Consider the following 19,957-nt stretch of genomic DNA (forward strand, 5'->3'; position numbering starts at 1 on the left):
GTACTTCCCCTAATGTTCAGCTCTGGCGAAGGCTCCACGGCTTTCGTAAGAAGAAAGTCCCATGTCGCCGTGTCACCGGCACGCGGGGCTCTCCGGCAAGAGTCATCCAACACGCAACCAAGGGAGCAGAGCAAATGGCAGTAGACATGTTCATGCGCGTCGAAAGCGCAAACGGCGAATCGAAGGACGCGAACCACAAGGACTGGAGCGACATCAAGTCGTTCTCGTGGGGTGCCACGCAGCCCGGCAACATGGTCAGCGGCGGTGGCGGCGGCGTGGGCAAGGCCAGCTTCAACGACCTGCAGGTGCTCGCGCGCATCGACAAGGCCGCGCCCGCCGTGCTGAAGAACTGCGCCAGCGGCAAGCACCTGGCCAAGGTCGAGGTGTCGGTCTGCAAGGCCGGCGGCTCGCAGATCGAATACACCCGCGTCACGCTCGAGGAAGTGCTGGTCACCTCGGTGCAGTACACGGCCGAGCAGGGCTCCGACGTGGTGTTCGTGCAGTACGCCTTCCAGGCCGCCAAGGTGAAGCAGCAGTACTGGGAGCAGACCGACAAGGGCGGCAAGGGCGCCGAGACGGTGCTGGGCTGGAACATCAAGGAAAACAAGGAAGCGTGAGGCCCGTCGGCGCACCGCCCCGTACCGCCGATACCGGCCGATGACCCGCAGCTTCATCGCCCACAGTGCGCTGGGCGAGCGCCTCAAGTTCCGTTCGATGACGGGGCACGAGCGCATTTCCACCCTGTTCGAGTCGCGCGTGCGGCTCGTGAGCGACATGGCCGGCATCGCGCCCAAGCGCATGCTCGGCGAAGACATGACCGTAGAGGTCAACCTGGCCACCGAACTCGGCGGGCCGGGCACCCGCTTCATCAGCGGCCAGGTCACGCGCTTTGCCTGCGTGGGCAAGGACGACGGCGACATGTGCGTGTACGAGGCCACGCTGCGCCCGTGGCTCTGGTACGCCACGCGCCGCTCCGACTTCAGGATCTTCCAGTTCAAGACGGCCCCGCAGATCCTGCAGGAGGTGCTGGCGCCCTACGGCTTCGCCATCGACGCGAAGCTCGGCGGCAACTACCGCACCTGGGAGTACTGCGTGCAGTACGCCGAGACCGACTTCAACTTTGTCAGCCGGCTCATGGAGCAGGAGGGCATCTACTACTACTTCTCGCACGCCATGGGCAGCCACCAGCTGGTGCTGTGCGACGGCCCCGACTCGCACGCGCCGCTGCCCGCCGGCCCGGTGAAGGTGCCGTACCACGCGGGCGTGCTCGCGGCGCAGATCCTGGAGCAGGACTTCATCGACAGCTGGAGCCACGGCGAAGACATTGCGCCGGGCAACTTCGCGGCCGACGACTACGACTTCAAGAAGCCCAACGCCGAGATCGACACCCTGCGCCGCCAGCCGGCCGGCCACAGCCGCGACAGCTTCGAGCGGTACGACTGGCCCGGCGGCTACACCGAGCTAGGCGACGGCGAGAACTACGCGCGCCTGCGGCTGGAGCAACTGGCCGGGCGGCGCGAGCTCATCACCGCCGAAGGCAACCTGCGCCACATGGCGCCGGGCTACCTGTTCGAGCTGGCGCGCCACCCGAACGCCGAGGACAACCGGCGCTACCTGATCGAGGCGGTGAGCCACGACTTCCAGGAGAACGCCTTGCGCGTGGTGGGCGCGGCGGACGCGGCCTACAGCGAATCGACCAGCAGCACGAGCTACCGGCAGACCGTCGACGTGCTGCCCGACAGCGCACCGTACCGCCCCGAGCGCGCCACGCCCCGGCCCCGCACCACCGGCCCGCAGACGGCCGTGGTGGTGGGCCCGGAAGGCGAAGAGATCCACACCGACGAGTACGGCCGCATCAAGGTGCAGTTCCACTGGGACCGCTACGGCCGGCGCGACGAGAACTCGTCGTGCTGGATCCGCGTGTCGCAGACGTGGGCCGGCAGCAACTACGGCGCCATGCACATCCCGCGCATCGGCCAGGAAGTGATCGTCGATTTTCTGAACGGCGACCCCGACCACCCCATCGTCACCGGCTGCGTGTACAACGCCGCGCAGATGCCGCCGTGGGAGCTGCCGCGCCACAAGACGCAGACCGGCTTCCAGACCCACTGGAGCAAGGGCGGCGGCGGCAAGCACATGCTGCGTTTCGAGGACGCCCGCGGCAACGAGCACATCGAGCTGTCGACCGACCACGGCAACACGCACCTGCACATGGGCTACCTGATGAACCAGGGCTCGGGCGTGCAGCGCAGCTACGGCTTCGAGCTGCGCACCAACGAGTGGGGTTCCATTCGCGCCGACAAGGGCCTGCTGCTGACCACCTACACGCAGGACCACGCGCAGAAAGTCTCGCGCGACAACCCCGACGGCCACGAGCACATGGGCGCCACGCTGGCGCAGAGCAACGCGCTCATGCAGGCCGCGGGGCAGGCGCTGGCGTCCACCAAGGCGCTGGTGAGTTCCATGGCGCAGGGCAAGAACCAGCAGCTCATGGGGCTGGTGCAGGGCGTGCAGTCGGCCGGCGGCGTGACGCAGGCCATCGCGGCGCTGGCCGCGGGCGGCGCGCCCGAGGCGGGTGTGTCGGACAACCCCGACCCGGCCATGGCCGACGCGCAGCAGATGCTCGACCTGTCGCGCAAGATCGACAAGCCCGTGGTCTCCATCGTGAGCCCCGAAGGGCAGACCATGATCAGCCCCAAGCCGATCGTCGTGAGCTCGGGGCAGAGCGTGTCGATGCGCTCCACCTCCGCCATGACCCTGACCACCGGCGCGCAGCTCACGCAGCTGGTGGCCGGCGGCATGCTCACGCAGGTGAGCGAGGGCGGGCAGGTCAACGTGGTGTCGGGCGGCGACATCGTCTCGCACGCGAGCGCGGGCGCCATCAACCTGGTGTCGAAGACCGACGCCTCCGTCACCTCCACCGACAGCAACGCCACCGTCACCGGCCGCAAGTCGGTGGTGATCCAGGCGGCCGAGCAGGACGTGTTCGTCACCGGCAAGACCAGCATCTCGCTCATCTGCGGCAAGTCGTCCATCGTGCTGCTGGCCGACGGCACCGTGAAGATCAACGGCGTGAAGGGCCTCGTCAACTTCACCGGCGACCTCGACCAGCGCGGCGGCAAGATCTTCCTGAACTGCGAGGCGCCCGTGGGCAGCCAGGGCGAGGAAGCCGCGATGGAAGATGCCGTTCCCCTGGAGCCCGCGGCGGCCGCCACGTCGGCCGAGGCCAGCCAGCGCAGCGTGCCCGCGGCCGCGCGGTCCGGCTACGCCAGGACCGGGCTGGGCCGCGACGTCGATGCCATTGCCGCGCGGTCGCCCACGTTGCAGCGGCAGCTCAAGTTCCTGCAGGGCCAGGGATGGAAGATCGGCTACGGCCCCGCGGGCGGCGGCACGTACGCCAACACCAATCCGGGCGTCAAGAAGATCGTGATCGACAGCAAGGACGCGAGCGACCCCTACAGGAGCGCGGCCTCGCTGTCGCACGAGGTCGGGCACGCGGTCTATTCGTACCGCTTCAAGCCCAACGTGTCGTCGAAGTCCGCCTTCGTCACCAGCATGCTGAGCTCCGAGGGCGAGGCCGCGCTGAACCAGATCCAGGTGCAGCGCGAAGTCTGGCGCGCGGCCAAGGTCGACATCCTGAAGGGCGCGAACCCCACCAACGTGGCTGCCTTCAACGAGGCCTACAACGGCATGGTGAAGGGCGGCACCCGGGAGGCCGCGCGGGCCGCCGCCGGCGAGTACTACGGCACGCTCCACACATCGACCACCGGCGAGCAGTACACGCAGTACTACGGCAACTCGTACGACAAGAGCCATGGCGGCAAGCACTGAGCCATGCCCTCCAGGAGACGCCACCCATGAACCAGGCCGCCATGACCGAGAACACCGCCGTCACGCTGTGGCAGGCCATCGAAGCCCTGGCCGCGCAGCTGCCGTTTTCCATGCAGGGCGTGGGTCGCACGCTTCGCACCACCCTGAGCGACACGCATGCCGAGGGCGGCGACGTGTTCCGCTTCTTCGAGGGCACGCCGGTGCGCCTGGCCGACGGCACCGAGCTGTCGCGCATCGACCTGCGCATCAAGCGCGAGGGCGCGCACCCGGGCTTTCTGGTGCTGGACCTGCAAGGCCGCTGCGTGCCGATGACCGAGGTGCGCCAGCACTACGCCGCGCTGGACCTCAGCGACGTGCCGCGCGGCCGCTCGCTCGACGAATCGACCAGCTACACCGCCGCGCTCGGCTGGGGCCGGCTGTCGTTCGGCTTCGCGCAGCGCAACCCCGACTGCCTGGCCCATGTGGCCTTCGATCCCGCGTAAGCGGCCCACCCGCACCAGCAGCCCACCCGGAAAGCAGCCCCATGAGGTACCACATCAACGAAGGCCAGTTCGACGTGCCCGACGACGGCCGCATCGACCGCTCGATGAACGTGCTGGCCATGCCCGACGGCTCGGGCACCACGCTCATCGTGAGCCGCGACGCACTGCAGGCGCAGGAGAGCCTGCCGCAGTTCGTCACGCGGCAAATGGCCGACCTCACGCGGCAGGTGAGCCAGCTGAAGGAGCTGTCGCGCGGCGACGTCGCCATCGGCTCGCCCGCGCACAACCTGCGCGGCATCGAGCTTGCAACCCAGTTCAAGCAGAACGGGCAGGCGCTGTACCAGCGCCAGGCCGTGTTCCAGCAACGCCCAGGCAGCCCCGCGGTGCTGGTGCTCACCGCCAGCAGCCCCGTGCCTTTCGATGCCGAGGCGCTGGCGCTCTGGCAGCGCACCCTCGCGAGCTTCCAGCCCAGGGCGGCCTGACGCCGCGCGCACACCATGGCCGGTAAACCCGCCGCGCGGCTGCACGACCCCATTGCCCACACCAACGCGCACGCGCGCTTCTGGGCCAAGTTCGCGGGCGGGCTGATCGGCGGCATTGCCGTGGGCTTTGCGGTGGGCGTGGCGGCCGCCGCGGTGGTGGGCACCGGCGGCCTTGCGGGGCCATTGGTGGCGGGTGCGGTGGTGGTGGGCGCGCGCATGGCCGGCGGCTACCTTGGTGCGAGCCTGGGCGAATCGATTGCCGATGCGCTGGTGCCCGAGACCCTCACTGTCACCGGCATGATCACCAGCGGATCGTCGGACGTGTTCATCGACAGCAAGGCCATAGGCGCCGCGCGCGCCTCGCCCGACCTGCCGATGGACACCGTGAGCTGTTCGAAAGACTCGCCGCAGATACTGCTGGCCGAGGGCGCGGAGACCGTCTTCATCAACAGGGGCGTGGCCTCGCGCAAGGACGACCAGACCGAGTGCGGCGCCAAGGTCAGCGAAGGCTCGCCCAGCGTCTTCATCGGCGGGCCGACCGCGCGCGTGCGCGAGGTGGCCGACGAGGTGCCGCTGATCTCCAAGGTGCTGGTGACCATCTTCAACGTGGTCATGATCTACCGCGGCCTGCGCTGCCTGCCCAAGCTCGCGCGGCAAGGCAAGAACGCGCTGCCGTGCTTGATCGAAGGCGCGGTGGGGCTGGGCATGGGCATCCACGGCATGGTGAGCTCCTTCGGCAACCCGGTGCATGCGGCCACGGGCGGCAAGTTTCTGGGCGGCGAGAGCGAGCTCGACTTCTCGCTGCCGGGCCCGCTGCCCATTGCGTGGCAGCGCTTCTACAGCAGCCACGACCTGCGCCAGGGCGGCGCGCTGGGGCAGGGCTGGAGCCTGCCCTATGCGATGGAGCTGCGGCTGGGCACCGGCGCCGCGGGCGAACGCGTGGTCACGCTCATCGACGAGCAGGGCAGGCCGATCGAGCTGCCCGACATCGAGCCCGGCGAGCGCCAGTACAGCCTGCGCGACGGGCTGGACCTGTGCCGCACCGAGAGCGGCCATTACTTCATTCATGTGCCGGGCGGGCTGTTCTTCGTGTTCGAAGCGCCGCGCGACGAGCCGCCGCGCGCGCAGACGCTGAAGCTGGCGCGGCTCGAAGACCGCAACGGCAACTTCATCGACCTGCGCCACGACGCGCTGGGCCGGCTGAGCGAGCTGACCGACAGCACCGGCCGCCTGCTCGCGCTCGACTACGCGGGCGACAGCCGGCGCCTGGGCGCCGTGCGGCTTGCAGCGGGCGCGCAGGGCGAATCGCCGGGCTTGCTGGTGGCCTACCGGCACGACGCCGAAGGCCGCCTGCTCGACGTGACCCACCGCAACGGCGACGTGGTGCGCCGCTTCGGCTACGACGCGCAAGGCCTCATGCACTTCCACGCCGATGCGGCCGGGCTGGAGTGCCACTACGAATGGCGCGGCGCGGGCAGCGGCGCGCACGTGGTCCGCCATTGGACCAACGACGGCGAGCGCTACACCGTGCGCCGCATGCCGCCCCCCGCGGACGACGCGCTGGCCCTTGGCCAGACCCTGGTGGTCGACCAGCTCGGCCGCGAATTTGCGTGGCACTGGAACGCCGACCACCAGGTCACCGATTACATCGACGCCATGGGGCAGCACTGGCACGCGCAGTACAACGCGCTTCGCCAGCTCGTGGCCATCACCGAGCCCGGCGGCGCCGTCACCCGTTGCGCATACGACCCCATGGGGCTCCTGGCCAGCCGCACCGACGCGCTCGGGCGCACCCGCAGCACCGGCTGGACCGAGCTCGGCCTGCCCTGGCGGGAAACCCTGCCCGACGGCAGCGCGTGGACCTATGCCTACAGCGACCAAGGCAACCTGGTGCGCGAGACCGATCCGCTGGGCCAGGTCACCGAATACAGCTACGACCGGCGCGGCCTGCCCATCGCGACGACCGACGCCAAGGGCGGCACCCACCGCATGGCCTGGAACGCGTGCGCGCAACTGGTCTCGCTGACCGACTGCTCCGGCAAGACCACGCGCTACGCCTACGACGGCTGGGGCCACCTGCAGGCCGTGACCGACGCCGCGGGCCAGCGCACGCGCCTGACCCACGACGCCATGGGCCGGCTGCTGTCGGTATCGCAGCCCGACAACAGCCACCGGTCTTTCAGGCACGACGCGGCCGGCCGCATCGTGGCCGCCACCGATGCGCTGAGCCGCAGCACCCAGTTCGCGCTCGGGCTGCGCGGCCAGCCGCAGGTGCGGCAGGACGCCGAGGGCCGCCGCATTGCGTGGCACTGCGACAGCGCCCAGCGCCTGCAGTCGCTCGTCAACGAGAACGGGCTGCACTTCGAGTTTGTGCGCGACGCCGCCGACAGGGTGGTCGAAGAGCGCCGCGTGGGCGGCACGCGCGTGCAGGTGGACTACGACGCCAACGGCTGGCCGGTGTGCATCACCCACGTGCCGGGCATCGGCGACGAAGACCTCGAACTGCGCGACAGCGCCGAGCCGCGGCGCGCGGCCCGGCCCCTGCGCACCGAGCTGCTGCGCGACGCCGTCGGCCGCCTCGTCGAGAAGCGCACCGCGAGCCACCACTACCGCTACCGCTACGACGCGCTCGACCGCTTGACGGAGGCCGTCAAGCTCGAGGTGGTGCAGCCCGGCGCGGGCGACGAGCTGCGCGCCCTGCATCGCACCGCCTTCGCCTACGACAAGCTCGGCCGCCTGGTCGGCGAAACCGCCGTCGACGAGCTCACCGGCGAAACGCACAGCCTGGGCCACACGCACGACGAACTCGGCAACCGCACGCAGACCCTGCTGCCCGCCATGGCGGGGCAGCAGGGCGTGCAGCGCGCGCTGAACTACCTGTACTACGGCTCCGGCCACCTGCACCAGGTCAACCTGTCGCAGCGGCACGGCGATGCGCCCGCGGTGCACCAGCTCATCAGCGACATCGAGCGCGACGACCTGCACCGCGAGGTGGCGCGCAGCCAGGGCGCGCTGTCGACCCGCTTCGCGCTCGACCCGCTGGGCCGTCGCGCCGCCGCGTGGTGCCGGCCAGGTTCGTTGAACACCGCCTTCTCGCCACGCGACGCCGCATGGCGCCAGGCCATCGACCACAGCGGCACGCCGCAGGCGCACCTGCTCGACGGGCTGATGAAGGAATACAGCTACGACCCCGTGGGCGAACTGCGCCAGAGCCGGCATTCGCTGCTGGGCGCCGCGGCGCACCGCTACGACGCCACGGGGCGCATCGAGGCGACCGCGCGCACGGGCGTTGCCGGTGCCGCCGGTGCTGCTGGCGCTGCTGGCGCTGGCGGCGCTGCCGGCGCGGCCAACCAGGAACGCTTTGCCTACGACCCCGCGGGCAACCTGCTCGACGCGCCGATCGGTGGCGCGGCCTCAGGCGCCGCACCCGGCTACGTGCGCGACAACCTCGTGCGCGTGTTCGAGGACAAGCGCTACAGCTACGACGGCCACGGCCGGCTGGTGCGCAAGCGGGCGGGCAAGCACACCGAGCAGCGCTTCGAGTGGGACGACGAGAGCCGGCTTGTGGCGGTGCACACCACGCGGCGCCCTCGCACGCCCGAGGCCACCACGCAGGTCACGCGCTTCGACTACGACGCCATGGGGCGGCGCGTGGCCAAGCACGATGCGTTCGGCGGCACGCGGTTCGTCTGGGAGGGAATGCGGCTGATCGAGGAGCGGCGGGGCGCGCAGGTGGTGAGCTATGTGTACGAGCCCGACGGCCATGTGCCGATGGCGCGGCTCGACGCGAAGGCCGAGCCGGCCCAGGCATCGGCCGTGGCGCAGGTCTTTCACTTTCACAACGACCCGGCCGGCCTGCCGGAAGAACTGAGCAGCAGCGAAGGCAACCTGTGCTGGCGCGCGAGCTACAGGACGTGGGGCGCGACCGTTGCCGAGCAATGGGAAGTCACGGCCCTGAATGGCCGTCCGGCCGCATCTGTCGATGCAGCGCCCCAGGCCGTCGAGCAGAACCTGCGCTTCCAGGGGCAGTACCTGGACCGGGACACGGGGCTGCACTACAACACCTTCCGGTTTTATGACCCGGACATCGGGCGGTTCATTCAGCCTGATCCGATCGGCCTGGCTGGGGGCTTCAACCTGCACGGGTACGCGCCAAACCCGATCGCCTGGGTCGACCCGTGGGGGTTGAGCTGCAGCTTCAACAGCAAAACCAACAGATGGAGAAACAACGAGACGGGACGCTTCACATCGCGGCCCAGCAATCCGGCGGACCTCGTTCGCAACGGCAAGGTCGATTACGGCGACCTGGCCGCGTGGGCCAACCAGAACCGACTACCGAACAACTGGACCCCGAACGCGACCAAGTTTCCGTCGGGGGGCTTCAAGTACGAATCAGCGCCGTATTCGGCGCACGGCCACGGCGCCAATCCGACGGCGGTCGGCAACTGGCCGACCTCCAACGCGGCGCTGGGGCCCACCGTCAGCATCAAGGGACCGAGCGGGAACTTCCGAACCGATGGAACTTGGGGTACTTTCGGGTCTAACCCCAATGGGGCGCACATTCCGCTCATCAACTCGCCCTTCTAGTGCCCATGACCCCGAAAGAACTACTGGAGGCTGCCGCAAAGTTGCCTACCGTCGCGTCGCTCGACGAAGAGTTGAGCTTGATCCGCGGCATCAGGGCGCTGGATCTGGCCGACATAGCGAAAGACCTGGCGTCGTTCACGTCGCTCATCGAGCTCGTCCAAACCTCGCACGCAGGCAATGGAATCTTCGAGATGGGCGAGGCCGAAGAAGCGCAAGCCGTCGATTTCTTCCAGTGGCTCAAGTCCCTGGAGCAGAAGTTGGGGATGCCGTTGACTCCGTATGCCGACGGCCTGGACCTGACCCGCGCCGAACTGGCGAAGCGGATGCCTCGATAGCGGTGCCGAATGCTCGACATCTACTTTGTCGAACCGGCACGCCGGCACTTGCCGAAAGATCCCAGCGGCCTGGAGCATGCGGGCTGCGTCGATCTTGACGCGCATCGCTCGCTCGCAGCGCTGTTCGACAAGTGCATCCGGGAAGGCGTGAACCTCAAGTACTTCGACGATTCGCTGCTGCGTGCCGAGCAGGTTGTGACCATGCTCGAGATATTCACCACCAGCGCCCCCGAACCTGGCGCTCAACGCGGGCACATTGCGGCCTTCAAGTCGATGCACGCGATCTTGACCCGCGCAGTGGCACAAGGCATGGGGCTCGCGGCGTTCTGCGACTGATGCTCCGGCACCTTGAGCCGAAGACGCCTGCACTGCCGCCATTCGTTTCTACATCTCGTCCAAGGCACCGCTGTTCGCCGTCGACTGCTTCGACAGGAAGTGGGGCATGGTCGAGCGAGGCACGGCCAATCACCCGATCGATCCGGCGCGGTTGCCCGAAGTGGTCAAGACTTCGATCAACGCGGGCCGCTCCGTTCTTGCCGCGCAGGGTCTGCAGGAAGTGGCGCATGCGTACTTCTTCTTGCCCGCGCCGGCCTGCACCACGCAGCTCGACGGATTGCCCGCGACCGTGTTCGAGAGCCTGTACGCCGACATCGTTTGACTTGCCCCTCGAGCTGTCATTGGACCGGCGATCCAGAAACTCAAGACCTTCGCCACGCCGAGAGATGCAGGGCTACTCGATCGGCGTGATCGACACAGCAAAGATCAGAACGTTCGTCTGGTGGTTGCCGTTGTCCGAATGAAAGAGCTTGCCGGTGACCTTCACCGGCTTTCCCTTCAGGCGCTTGAACGCCGCCATGTTCTTGTCGTCGAGCGCCAGGTGCAGCAGCACCACGCCTTTTTCGGCGGACCAGTCGCGCGGCTCGTCTTCCGGAACGGAGATCGGCTCGGCGAGCCGTATCGCCGGGAACTTGAGCTTCTTGCCGTCGGGTGTCATGCCGTCACCGGAGAGCAGCGTGCCTTGCAGGGTGACGACGGCGGGGTCGTAGGGCAGGGTCTTGGCGGTGGCGATCGACGCGAAGAGTGCCAGGGCCAGGGTGGCGAGAAAGCGGTTCATTGCAGAGGGCGTGCGTTGTTGTTCGGAGTTGTCTGGGCGGGCGGTCGACATGGCCTGAAAGATGCCGCGCAATGGCCAGCGCGAGAAGCAATCGAGAGCCATCGTCAGTGCGCCGAACAGGATGTGCTTGGCCAAGTCATTGCCACGCTTCTTCCACGGAGCCGAATCTCGCGGACCGCCGATTGTGAAGGCCGCTCGGCGCGACGCGTGCTGTTGCCGGCGTTGTCGGCAGCGCATTTCTTTGGCTCACCGATGTGGGAAAAGTTGGCTTGATGCGCGGTTTGTTCGCCGCATTGCAGCCCCGCGTTGACGCTTCTGTTCTTACATTTGAACGACCGCCGCGCCTCACGGCGGGACATCGAAATGCACACCGCAGCGATGGCTATGTGAGGCACAAAAGGCGACGGCCAAGGTGCGCTAACACCCTGACCGTCTGACCACTCAACGTGCAAACACTTTGCAGGAGCGCACATCAAATGGCTGACGAAATTATCGCCGGGCAAGCCACGCCCACCCCCCGCAGCGCAACCGCCCCCGCAGACGCGGCCGACCTTCTTGAGAAAAAGTCGACTCAATTGCAATCATTGCTGAAATGTTGCTACGGGGACTGCAGCGTATGGTTCGACGCAATAGGCAAGGTGAACCGCGACAGCGTGATGTGGATCGCGTCAGACCTTGCCGATGAAGTCGCGGCGCTTTCGCAGCAGGTGCTGATGCGGCTCAACGAGGCGGACCTGTCGACGCCTAGGTGACTTGATAAAAAGGTGAGCGACAAGCTGTCGAAGCACGGCATCCAAGATCCCTCACGAGGCGGCGGCGTCAGCACCTGGGTGCGCAGAATACCAAGCGCAGGAGTTCGCGTGGACTTTGAGTGCCTTGGGACTGGGGGCTTTTCCAGGATCGACAGGCGTTGTAATTCGTCTGCCTTGAAGCGACGCGTACTCTGTTCCGATCAGTTTGGGGCTGACATGAACGGTGAGGCTCGTTGGATCGATGCGTAGCAAAAACAGGTCGAACAATGTATGAATGTCTGCTCGAAGAAGCAGGCCATTCGAGACAACGTTCGTCTGGTCACCGCGATAGGGATGGATATGCGCGGCTTCGAGCACGTCAACGAGATTGCAATCGGTGAGGCAGCACCGATCCTCATAGGCATTTCGCAGCGCGTCTCGAAAAGCTGACTGCCCACGCCGACGCACGACGGCGGCAAGGGTCTTTGATCTGGCATCTTCAATGTCGGTCGGGTCAAAAATGCCCGCTTGCTCTGCCTCTCGTTCGGCCTCCTCTAACTTGAGGAGCAATGGATCCTCGGTCTGCCGAACCTTCAGCGTCTTGCCGATCAACGGGCGATACAACTCCCAAACCCCGTGACGGGTGATGTCGTACAGCTTGTAAACAGTCTGTCGGCCGCGCCCCTCCCGATAGATTTGGTCGTACTCGCTGCCGCTGTCCGTTCTGCGAGGTCGTACGTTCACGCCGTACTGACCACGCGACGCACTGTTGACTGAAAGCATGGAGAGGTCCGGGAAAAAGTTGCCTAGTTCGAACCCTGGGATTTTTGCAAGGACAACCCGCTTGATCTCCGCCATCGACGCGGCGCCGTCGAGTTCAATCAATGCATCGAGAACAATTTCCCAGGTTCTTTTGCTCCCGTAGCGATAGGGGCCGTTGGGTTGTTCCGCATCTGGCCTTGGTTGTTCGCCGAGGAGTAATACCTCGTCAACCGTTGGAAGTAGTTGCTCCAGTGTCGCGATATCGCGGACATTGAAATCACCGACCTCGAATTCGCACGAAACGCGTGGCGTGAGTTGAACCCACAATGCACCGGGTCGTTGAATGTCATAGGCCACCATCGTGCAATCAAAGACGGCGTTCAACGCCGCCGCGCCGGTCTCTAGGTCTTTTAGGAATCCAACAATAGGGACGCTTTCCTCGAGCGCGATGTCCAGCCGGTGACGGTGTGCCTTGCTGGTTCCTGAGTCCGTTGTCTTTGGCTCTTCAGCCAGCCTGTACCAAAGGTCGCCGCTTTGCCTATCTCGTTGAACTGCGGGGATTCGGTGCGGCTCCCCTGCGGAGTCCGACTTGTCGATGTAGTAATTCCAGATCGTCGTTACTAGCACGTTCGCGCCGTCTCTTTCTGCGGTGCTCATGCTGACGTCGAATGCAGACCACTGTTGCCCAGCTGCTTGGCCACCTAGTTCGTGGAATGCGGCGTTGTGAGGTGTGCTGAAGTTGGGGGTTTTGCTCATGGCGATTTCTGAAAAATTCATGTCAGTTCAGGAGATTTGCGGCTCGCCAGGGCCTGTTCGGCAACAGACGAGGCACTGGCGCCACAAAGCGAGCGCTTTGGGCGAGCGTGTGGGGGCGTTGGCGGCTGGGCTGGGAGACAGAAGTTAAAGTCTGTCTCCAATAGTAAACACGGAGGCGAGTATGAGTCGCTACTGCGGAAATAATGACTCCACGCCACTCTTGAGCGCCGTCAACCATTGGAGGGATCGAGCGTTCCTGGCCGATGGCGCGGTGTTTGATGGTCGCGCTCTCTGGACGGTTGAGGGCTTGGAAGCACTCGAGACCCACTTCGTCCGGAATCTTGACGAGGGCGTAGGAACGTTCATTGCCAAACTAGAAAGTCAACTCAAGACGACATCGCCCCATGTGAAGCAACTCGCGGCCGAGATGCTTTGGCTCATGTTTCTTTGCCCGAGCAATATGGGCGCCGCAAAGAAACGCTCAACTATTGAAACTATCTGGCAATGGTCAGGAGAAGAGTTGCCCTCGTCCGCCGCGGAGCTTCTCTCCGATGCAGCTCTAGGCGGCATCGGCAGCGCCGGCCCCGGCTTCAACAATCATCGTTGGCGAGAGCTCACGTTTTGCATCAACACGATGCTGATTTTTAAGCGGCTTCCGGTTGCTGAGCGGAAGCTACTTATCGCCGACGGCTGGAGGTTTGCGAAATGGCTGTCAGAGGTGCCGGACGCCACGGCGCGGCAATTCCGGCACATGCTGCTGTTCATGCTCTTTCCAGATGATTTCGAGAGAATCTTTGGAAGACTGGATCGTCGCGCGGTTGCGGTCGCTTTCTCTGGACTCAGCAATCAGGCCGTAAATGCGCTCTCACCCTTGGAGCTCGACCGGACTCTGCGTCGAGTTAGATCTGAGCTTGAGGAAAAGCACAGCACGCCCGAGTTGGACTACTACACGCCGCCCCTAAAAGGCATGTGGCAACAGCAGGACTTTCGGACTGCCACTCAGGACATCACCGCAGACCACGTACTTCTGGCGATAGCCCAGATTGATAGAGACGGCGTTGATCTCAAAGAGGCGTCAACCGGGTATGACCTCTTGTATGCGGCTCATCGCTATCCGCCAAAGCTGGTGCTGTCGTTGGCTGCGAAGCATGCGAGAGGAACAGAGTTCGATCGATCTCAATTCGCAGGAGGTGAGGACTCGTCCGCGTTTAGATTGCTGCGCTCGCTTAGCTTTGAGATCGTGCCCAAAGCGGTGCTGCCGGACATCCTCAAGCGCTTTCTTACGCAGGCATCAACTGGCTCGGGACTGGCCGTGAGCGGTTATCCGACGGAGTACAGAGGCCTTCAGGTAAAGGTGAGTTTCGGCAAGGGTGTGCTAGCTCGGGTCCCATGGATTGCATTCTTGGGTGCAGGCCACGCGCCCACCAAGGGCAGTTACCCCGTATTGCTCTACTACCGAAAGGCTGGGTATGTCATTGTCGCGTACGGCATTGGCGAGACGCACGACACCGTTCCGTTGTGGCGAAATTTGGATTCGACTCTCACGATTGAGCAGTATCTGGCGGCCCAAGCCGCGACAGAGCCTGAGCGATACGGGGACTCCTACGTTGCACAAGCCTTCTCAGAAGATCATCTCGCCGATATCGATCAGATCGCTGTTGCTATCGACAAAGTAATTGATGAATACAAACCGCTGTTGTCTGCCACCCAAGACAGCACCACGGCGATAGATGTCGTCGGGGAGGAAACAGAAGACGAGTTGTATACGCTCGACGAGGCGCTTGAGGGGCTCTTTATCGACAGGGATGCTTTTGGAGGCATCGTTCAGCGGTTGAGGTCAAAGCACAACCTTATATTGCAAGGGCCGCCTGGGGTTGGGAAGACCTTTTTCGCCCGGAGGCTAGCCCAAGCATTGGTGGGAAATCGATCGAGCGCGCGAGTTGGTGTTGTGCAGTTTCATCAGACCTATTCATATGAAGACTTTGTTCAAGGGTATCGACCGACGGGAACAGGATTTCAGTTGAAAAACGGTGTGTTCTACGAGTTCTGTCGTAGAGCTGCAGCGGATGCAGACAATGATTACGTCTTCATCATCGATGAGATCAATCGCGGGAATCTCAGCAAGGTTTTCGGTGAACTAATGATGCTGATTGAGGCTGACAAACGAGACCCAGATTGGGCCGTTCCTCTGACCTACGCGAACAGCCTGGATGAGAAATTTCACGTACCTAAAAACGTCTACTTACTGGGCTTGATGAATACAGCTGATCGTTCGCTAGCGATGGTTGACTACGCACTCAGGCGGCGTTTTGCGTTCATTGACCTTGAACCGGGGTTTAGCTCACCTCAGTTCAGGGAGTACATGAGAAACGCCCGAGCATCTGAAGAGCTAATTCATAGAGTAGTACGGGATCTGCAAGATTTGAATGCCGAGATTGAAGCGGACCGCGCAAACCTTGGGCCGGGGTTCAGAGTGGGGCACAGCTATTTTTGTAGCGTTCACGGACCGGATGGGGCCACTCACGATTGGTACAAAGATGTCATTGAGACGGAAGTACTTCCGTTGCTTCGCGAGTATTGGTTTGATGACCCTTCGAAGGTCAAGCAGTGGGAGAGTCGACTATTGGGGGCCTAGGCATGGAGCAACCACGAATTCCCATTGCCAACCTGTACTATCTTCTTTGCTACTCCTGGAATCAGCTGGAGCAAGGAGAGTTGATCGATGTGTCTAAGTGCCCGTCGACTGAGCTTGTTGATCTGTTCGCGTTGGTCCTCTATACAGGTGTTAATCACCTGGCTCGTCGAGGTTTGGAGCAGGGCTATGAGGCTCACTTAGATGAGCTATCGAGCCCGCGAGGCCGAATTGACGCGCTGAGCTCCGCAAGGCGATTTTTGACTGTTCATGGGCGTGCGGCTTGTCAGTTTGATGAACTAACAGCGAACACGCTTAACAATCAAGTGATCAAGAGCACGCTGAGGCTGCTTTGCCAGTCAAGAGAGTTGCATCCATCGTTGCGCCCCACCGTGACGAAGGCATACAGGAGCCTTTTGGGGATAGCCTCGCCTACGCTGACAGCGCAGAGCTTTCGGAAAGTGCAGCTGCACTCGAATACGCGCTTCTATCGCTTTCTGTTGAATGTTTGCGAACTAGTCTTTCGCAGTGCGCTACCGAACACGAGTTCAGGCGAGGTGCGTTTCCGCGACTTCGTGCGTGATGAAAGGGCGATGGCGCGCGTATTCGAGAATTTCCTCTTCAATTTCATAAAGAGGGAAGCTCGCGGCGTCACCGTGAAGCGGGACCGTATCGGTTGGGACGCTGCAAGTGACAGTGACCCCGCGCTGCTGATGTTGCCTTCGATGAACACAGATATCTCTGTGTACTCATTTTCGGGAAGGTTGATCATCGATGCTAAGTACTACAGCAGCTCGGTGAGCTTCTTTCGGGACAGCACCAAATATCACAGCGCAAACCTCTATCAGCTGATGAGCTATCTGACCAATGCGCAGTCGCAGGAGGCTGAGATCGTGCGTGGCATGTTGATATATCCGCGTGTGGATCGGACGCTGCGGGACAGCTACATAGTTCAGGGGCACCCGCTGACGATCGCCACGGTAGATCTTTCTCGCGATTGGCCGTTGATTCGAACTGAGTTGCTGGAGGTGCTCGAAACGGCAGGGGCTTCGGCATATACCTAGTCAGCACTTGTTTTCTGGCGTTTTCTTTGGGCCGCTATGCGCGTATAAGCGCACTAAGAGTGTGAAAAGACGTAAGCGTCTCCTCAGTACCCTCTGTTTTCACTGAAGGCTGATGTGCAGGATCGGTGGCCCATGCACGCTGCGATGGTGTGCATGAAGAACCGCTAATGCACATCAATGAACGATCAATACACCCCGAGCAAGCGCCGTCGGCGCGAGCACAGCCCAATGTTCAAGCGCGAGTTGGTCGCGCGCAGCTTGGTGCCCGGTGCGTCGGTGGCCGCCGTCGCGCTGGAAGCGGGCATCAACTCGAACCTGCTGTTCGCATGGCGCAGGATGCATCTGAGCACGCAAGAGCAGCCCCAGACGCCGGCACCGTCGAAGCCCTCGCCAATGCTGCTGCCCGTCACCATCGAAGCTGCGTCGATCGCGCCATGCTCTTCACCCACGGTGGTGGCGCCTCGCCAACCTGCCGGGACCATCGAGATCGATGTCGGCGGTGTGCGCGTCCGACTGCGTGGCGCGGTCGACGAGGCCAGCGTGCGCCATGTCCTGCAGACGCTGAAGGCGCTTGCGTGATCGGCCTTCCTACAAGCACCCGCGTCTGGATCGTCGCCGGCCATACCGACATGAGGAAGGGATTCAATGGCCTGTCTGCGATGGTGCAGACGGCGTTGGAGACCAACCCGTTCTGCGGCCACGTCTTCGTCTTCCGCGGCCGACGCGGCGACATGCTCAAGGTCCTGTGGTTCGATGGCCAGGGATTGCTGCTGCTGGCCAAGCGCCTGGAGCGCGGCCGATTCGTCTGGCCGCAGGCGCAAGGGGGCAAGATCTCGCTCACGCCGGCGCAGCTGTCGATGCTGCTCGAAGGCATCGACTGGCGCATGCCGACGCGCACCGATCAGCCCGCGCTCGCGGCTTGAACCGCGCTCAAGAATTCGTCTTCTGAACGCACGGGTCCCGGTCAACTCCGGGTAGGTCCGATGGCATAGTAGAGGGCGTGCCGAACACCGCCAACGCGCCCCACACCGTCGACTCGCTGCTGCGTGTCGTGCAGGCGCGTGATGCCGAAGTCGTCATGCTCAAGCTGCTCGTGGACAAGCTCAAGGTGCAGTTGCTGCGCCAGGTTCGCTCCCGCTTCGGCGCCTCCAGCGAACAGCTGGACGACCCGCAGATCGCGTTGATCGCAGACCTGTCGATGCACGAGCTTGCGCCGGTCGCGCAGACACCGAAGGTGCAAGCGGCCAACAGCGAAGGCTTCGACCGCAGCTTGCCCGCACACTTGCCTCGAGAGAACCATGTGTACCGGCCCGAGGCATCGGATGCCCGCCACGACGCCGTCGGCCAGGCCTGCGGCTGCAGTGCGTGCGGCGGCCGACTGCGTCAGATCGGCCAGAACGTCTCTGAACAACTGGAGTACGTGCCCTCGCGCTTCAAGGTGATCCGCCACGTGCGCCCCAAGCTCGCCTGCATGGCGTGCGAATCCATCTTCCAGGCAGCAGCGCCGAGCCGGCCCATCGCACGTGGCATCGCCGGTCCCGGGCTGCTGGCCCACGTGCTGGTGTCCAAGTACTGCGACCACCAACCGCTGTACCGCCAGAGCCGCATCTACGCCCGCGAGGGCGTCGTGATCGAACGCTCCACGATGGCTGGCTGGGTCGGCCAGAGCGAGAAGCTGCTGGACCCGTTGGTTGCAGCGCTCGGGCGCTACGTGCTGGCCGGCTCCAAGCTGCATGCCGACGACACGCCGGTGGCGGTGCTCTCGCCCGGGCGAGGCCGGACCAAGACCGGAAGGCTGTGGGTCTATGTGCGTGACGATCGGGCATCGGCGAGCACCGACGCGCCGGCGGCGTGGTTGCGTTACTCGCCCGACCGCAAGGGCGAACATCCCCAGGCGCACCTGAAGAACTTCAAGGGCGTGTTGCAGGCCGATGCGTATGCCGGCTTCGCCAAGCTCTATGCAAGCGGCAACGTCATCGAGGCTTCGTGCTGGGCGCACGCGCGCAGGCCGTTCTGGGATCTGCACGAGAGTCAGGGGCGTGCGCCAGGCTCGATTGCGGAACAAGCGCTCAGGCGCATTGGTGCGCTGTATGCGATCGAAGCCGGCATCCGTGGTCGCCCGCCGGCTGAGCGATGCAGGGAGCGCCAGGCGCGGGCCGGGCCGCTGCTCGAGGAACTATTCGCCTGGTTGCGAGGGATGCTCGCCCAGGTGTCGACCAAGTCGGAGCTCGCGCGCGCCATCGGCTACACGCTCACGCGGCTCGGGTCGTTGACGCGCTACCGTGACGATGGACGCATCGAGATCGACAACAACGCCGCCGAGCGCGCGTTGCGCGGTGTCGGCCTGGGCCGCAAGAATTACATGTTCATGGGCTCGGACGCCGGGGGCGAGCGCGCTGCGGCCATTTATAGCCTCGTGGAAACAGCCAAGTTGAACGGGATCGATCCACAGGCTTATCTGCGCGATGTGCTCGGGCGCATCGCGGACCATCCCATCAACCGCATCGACGAGTTGCTGCCGTGGAACATCGGTGCGCCGCAACACCTCGAGCAGCGGCTGGTCGCCTGAGGACCTCGTGCCCGGGCGACTACAACCTGACAACGCCAAGAGGACAACGCAGTGAACCCGCAAGGCACCGACCCCAAGCTGATCGATGCGCTTAATCGTGCGACCAGCCTGGAGCTGTTCCAACTGAGCGCCATCATCGAGCGCATGCTGGCCGATCCGCGACGCATCATCGCTGTGCGCACGAACATGAACCTCGGCCAGATGGTGCGCTTCCTCGACTGGCGCGACGGCCAGATGCGCAATGGCAAGGTGGTCGCCATGAAGGACACGCAGGTCACCTTGCACGAGGAAGGCACGCGGCGCGAATGGAAGCTGCCCTATGCGGCCGTCGAGCCGCCAAGTCCTGCCAGTGCAACTGCATCGACCCCTACGCGTCCCGCGCCGCTGAAGAGCATGCCTGCGCGAGGTGACTTCCGCTGCGGCGAGAAGGTCTCGTTCGACGACAAGTACCTCCAGCCTCAGGTGGGCATTGTCGTGCGCATCAACCAGCGCACTGCCACCGTCGACACCGGCAACGGGCACTCATGGCGCGTTCCCTTCCATATGCTGCGACAGGTCTTCGACATCTGATCGAACGGCAGAGGTCAAGGGGGGTGCTGAGCTGACGCTTAC

General features: G+C 64.2%; 17 protein-coding genes. 15 read left to right on the plus strand and 2 right to left on the minus strand.

All coding sequences use genetic code 11. From position 1 onward, the window contains the following. Positions 1 to 134 precede the first annotated feature (134 nt). The 8 genes from BM013_RS34110 (at position 135) to BM013_RS34145 (ending at position 10,375) form a co-directional block, all read left to right on the plus strand. Positions 135 to 617 carry an Hcp family type VI secretion system effector gene (locus BM013_RS34110; protein ID WP_093133462.1) on the plus strand — a complete coding sequence of 161 codons (483 nt, stop codon included), beginning with the start codon at positions 135 to 137 and terminating at the stop codon, positions 615 to 617. A gap of 40 nt (positions 618 to 657) precedes the next feature. Next, positions 658 to 3,831, plus strand: a complete 3,174-nt coding sequence (locus BM013_RS34115; RefSeq protein ID WP_093133464.1) for a type VI secretion system Vgr family protein — start codon at positions 658 to 660, stop codon at positions 3,829 to 3,831. A 26-nt stretch (positions 3,832 to 3,857) separates the two neighbouring features. Beyond that, positions 3,858 to 4,313 carry a hypothetical protein gene (locus tag BM013_RS34120; RefSeq protein WP_256221821.1) on the plus strand — a complete coding sequence of 152 codons (456 nt, stop codon included), beginning with the start codon at positions 3,858 to 3,860 and terminating at the stop codon, positions 4,311 to 4,313. Positions 4,314 to 4,354: 41 nt separating this feature from the next. Further along, positions 4,355 to 4,795, plus strand: coding sequence for a DcrB-related protein (locus BM013_RS34125; RefSeq protein ID WP_093133468.1), 441 nt, complete (start codon positions 4,355 to 4,357; stop codon positions 4,793 to 4,795). Positions 4,796 to 4,810: 15 nt separating this feature from the next. Next, positions 4,811 to 9,382 carry an RHS repeat-associated core domain-containing protein gene (locus tag BM013_RS34130; protein ID WP_093133472.1) on the plus strand — a complete coding sequence of 1,524 codons (4,572 nt, stop codon included), beginning with the start codon at positions 4,811 to 4,813 and terminating at the stop codon, positions 9,380 to 9,382. 5 nt (positions 9,383 to 9,387) lie between these two features. Further along, complete coding sequence (locus BM013_RS34135; RefSeq protein ID WP_093133475.1) at positions 9,388 to 9,717, plus strand: hypothetical protein; 330 nt, start codon at positions 9,388 to 9,390, stop codon at positions 9,715 to 9,717. Between the two features lie 9 nt (positions 9,718 to 9,726). Continuing rightward, a complete protein-coding gene (locus BM013_RS34140; RefSeq protein WP_093133477.1) occupies positions 9,727 to 10,053 on the plus strand; it encodes a hypothetical protein in 327 nt (108 codons plus the stop codon). 106 nt (positions 10,054 to 10,159) lie between these two features. Continuing rightward, positions 10,160 to 10,375 carry a hypothetical protein gene (locus BM013_RS34145; RefSeq protein ID WP_218153716.1) on the plus strand — a complete coding sequence of 72 codons (216 nt, stop codon included), beginning with the start codon at positions 10,160 to 10,162 and terminating at the stop codon, positions 10,373 to 10,375. Between the two features lie 72 nt (positions 10,376 to 10,447). Here the strand turns inward: BM013_RS34145 and BM013_RS34150 are convergent, their stop codons facing one another. Next, entirely contained in the window at positions 10,448 to 10,966 is a 519-nt protein-coding gene (locus tag BM013_RS34150; RefSeq protein WP_177225646.1) for a DUF4431 domain-containing protein, read from the minus strand. A 341-nt stretch (positions 10,967 to 11,307) separates the two neighbouring features. On the opposite strand from BM013_RS34150, the gene BM013_RS34155 reads away from it, so the two are divergent. Further along, positions 11,308 to 11,583: a hypothetical protein gene (locus tag BM013_RS34155; protein ID WP_256221822.1), complete on the plus strand. Its 276-nt coding sequence runs from the start codon at positions 11,308 to 11,310 to the stop codon at positions 11,581 to 11,583. Positions 11,584 to 11,634: 51 nt separating this feature from the next. Here the strand turns inward: BM013_RS34155 and BM013_RS34160 are convergent, their stop codons facing one another. Next, positions 11,635 to 13,101, minus strand: coding sequence for an HNH endonuclease signature motif containing protein (locus BM013_RS34160; protein WP_093133486.1), 1,467 nt, complete (start codon positions 13,099 to 13,101; stop codon positions 11,635 to 11,637). Positions 13,102 to 13,300: 199 nt separating this feature from the next. Between BM013_RS34160 and BM013_RS41470 the strand changes: the two genes are divergently transcribed. The 6 genes from BM013_RS41470 to BM013_RS34190 all read left to right on the plus strand — a co-directional run bounded on the left by BM013_RS41470 (position 13,301) and on the right by BM013_RS34190 (position 19,915). Next, a complete protein-coding gene (locus tag BM013_RS41470; protein WP_177225647.1) occupies positions 13,301 to 15,715 on the plus strand; it encodes an AAA family ATPase in 2,415 nt (804 codons plus the stop codon). Positions 15,716 to 15,717: 2 nt separating this feature from the next. Next, positions 15,718 to 16,776 carry a 5-methylcytosine restriction system specificity protein McrC gene (locus BM013_RS34170; protein ID WP_093133489.1) on the plus strand — a complete coding sequence of 353 codons (1,059 nt, stop codon included), beginning with the start codon at positions 15,718 to 15,720 and terminating at the stop codon, positions 16,774 to 16,776. Between the two features lie 177 nt (positions 16,777 to 16,953). Further along, positions 16,954 to 17,355 carry an IS66-like element accessory protein TnpA gene (locus BM013_RS34175; protein ID WP_093129130.1) on the plus strand — a complete coding sequence of 134 codons (402 nt, stop codon included), beginning with the start codon at positions 16,954 to 16,956 and terminating at the stop codon, positions 17,353 to 17,355. After that, entirely contained in the window at positions 17,352 to 17,699 is a 348-nt protein-coding gene (gene tnpB / locus BM013_RS34180; protein WP_093129131.1) for an IS66 family insertion sequence element accessory protein TnpB, read from the plus strand. Before BM013_RS34175 ends, tnpB begins: the two co-directional genes overlap by 4 nt. A 77-nt stretch (positions 17,700 to 17,776) precedes the next feature. Continuing rightward, on the plus strand, positions 17,777 to 19,345 hold the full coding sequence (locus BM013_RS34185) for an IS66 family transposase (protein WP_093129132.1): 1,569 nt from the start codon (positions 17,777 to 17,779) through the stop codon (positions 19,343 to 19,345). A 51-nt stretch (positions 19,346 to 19,396) separates the two neighbouring features. Next, positions 19,397 to 19,915 (plus strand): hypothetical protein, encoded by a 519-nt coding sequence (locus BM013_RS34190; protein WP_093129133.1) that lies wholly within the window; start codon positions 19,397 to 19,399, stop codon positions 19,913 to 19,915. Positions 19,916 to 19,957 lie beyond the last annotated feature (42 nt).

Origin of the sequence: Variovorax sp. OK605, from assembly GCF_900115445.1 — a bacterium.
Lineage (GTDB): Bacteria > Pseudomonadota > Gammaproteobacteria > Burkholderiales > Burkholderiaceae_C > Variovorax.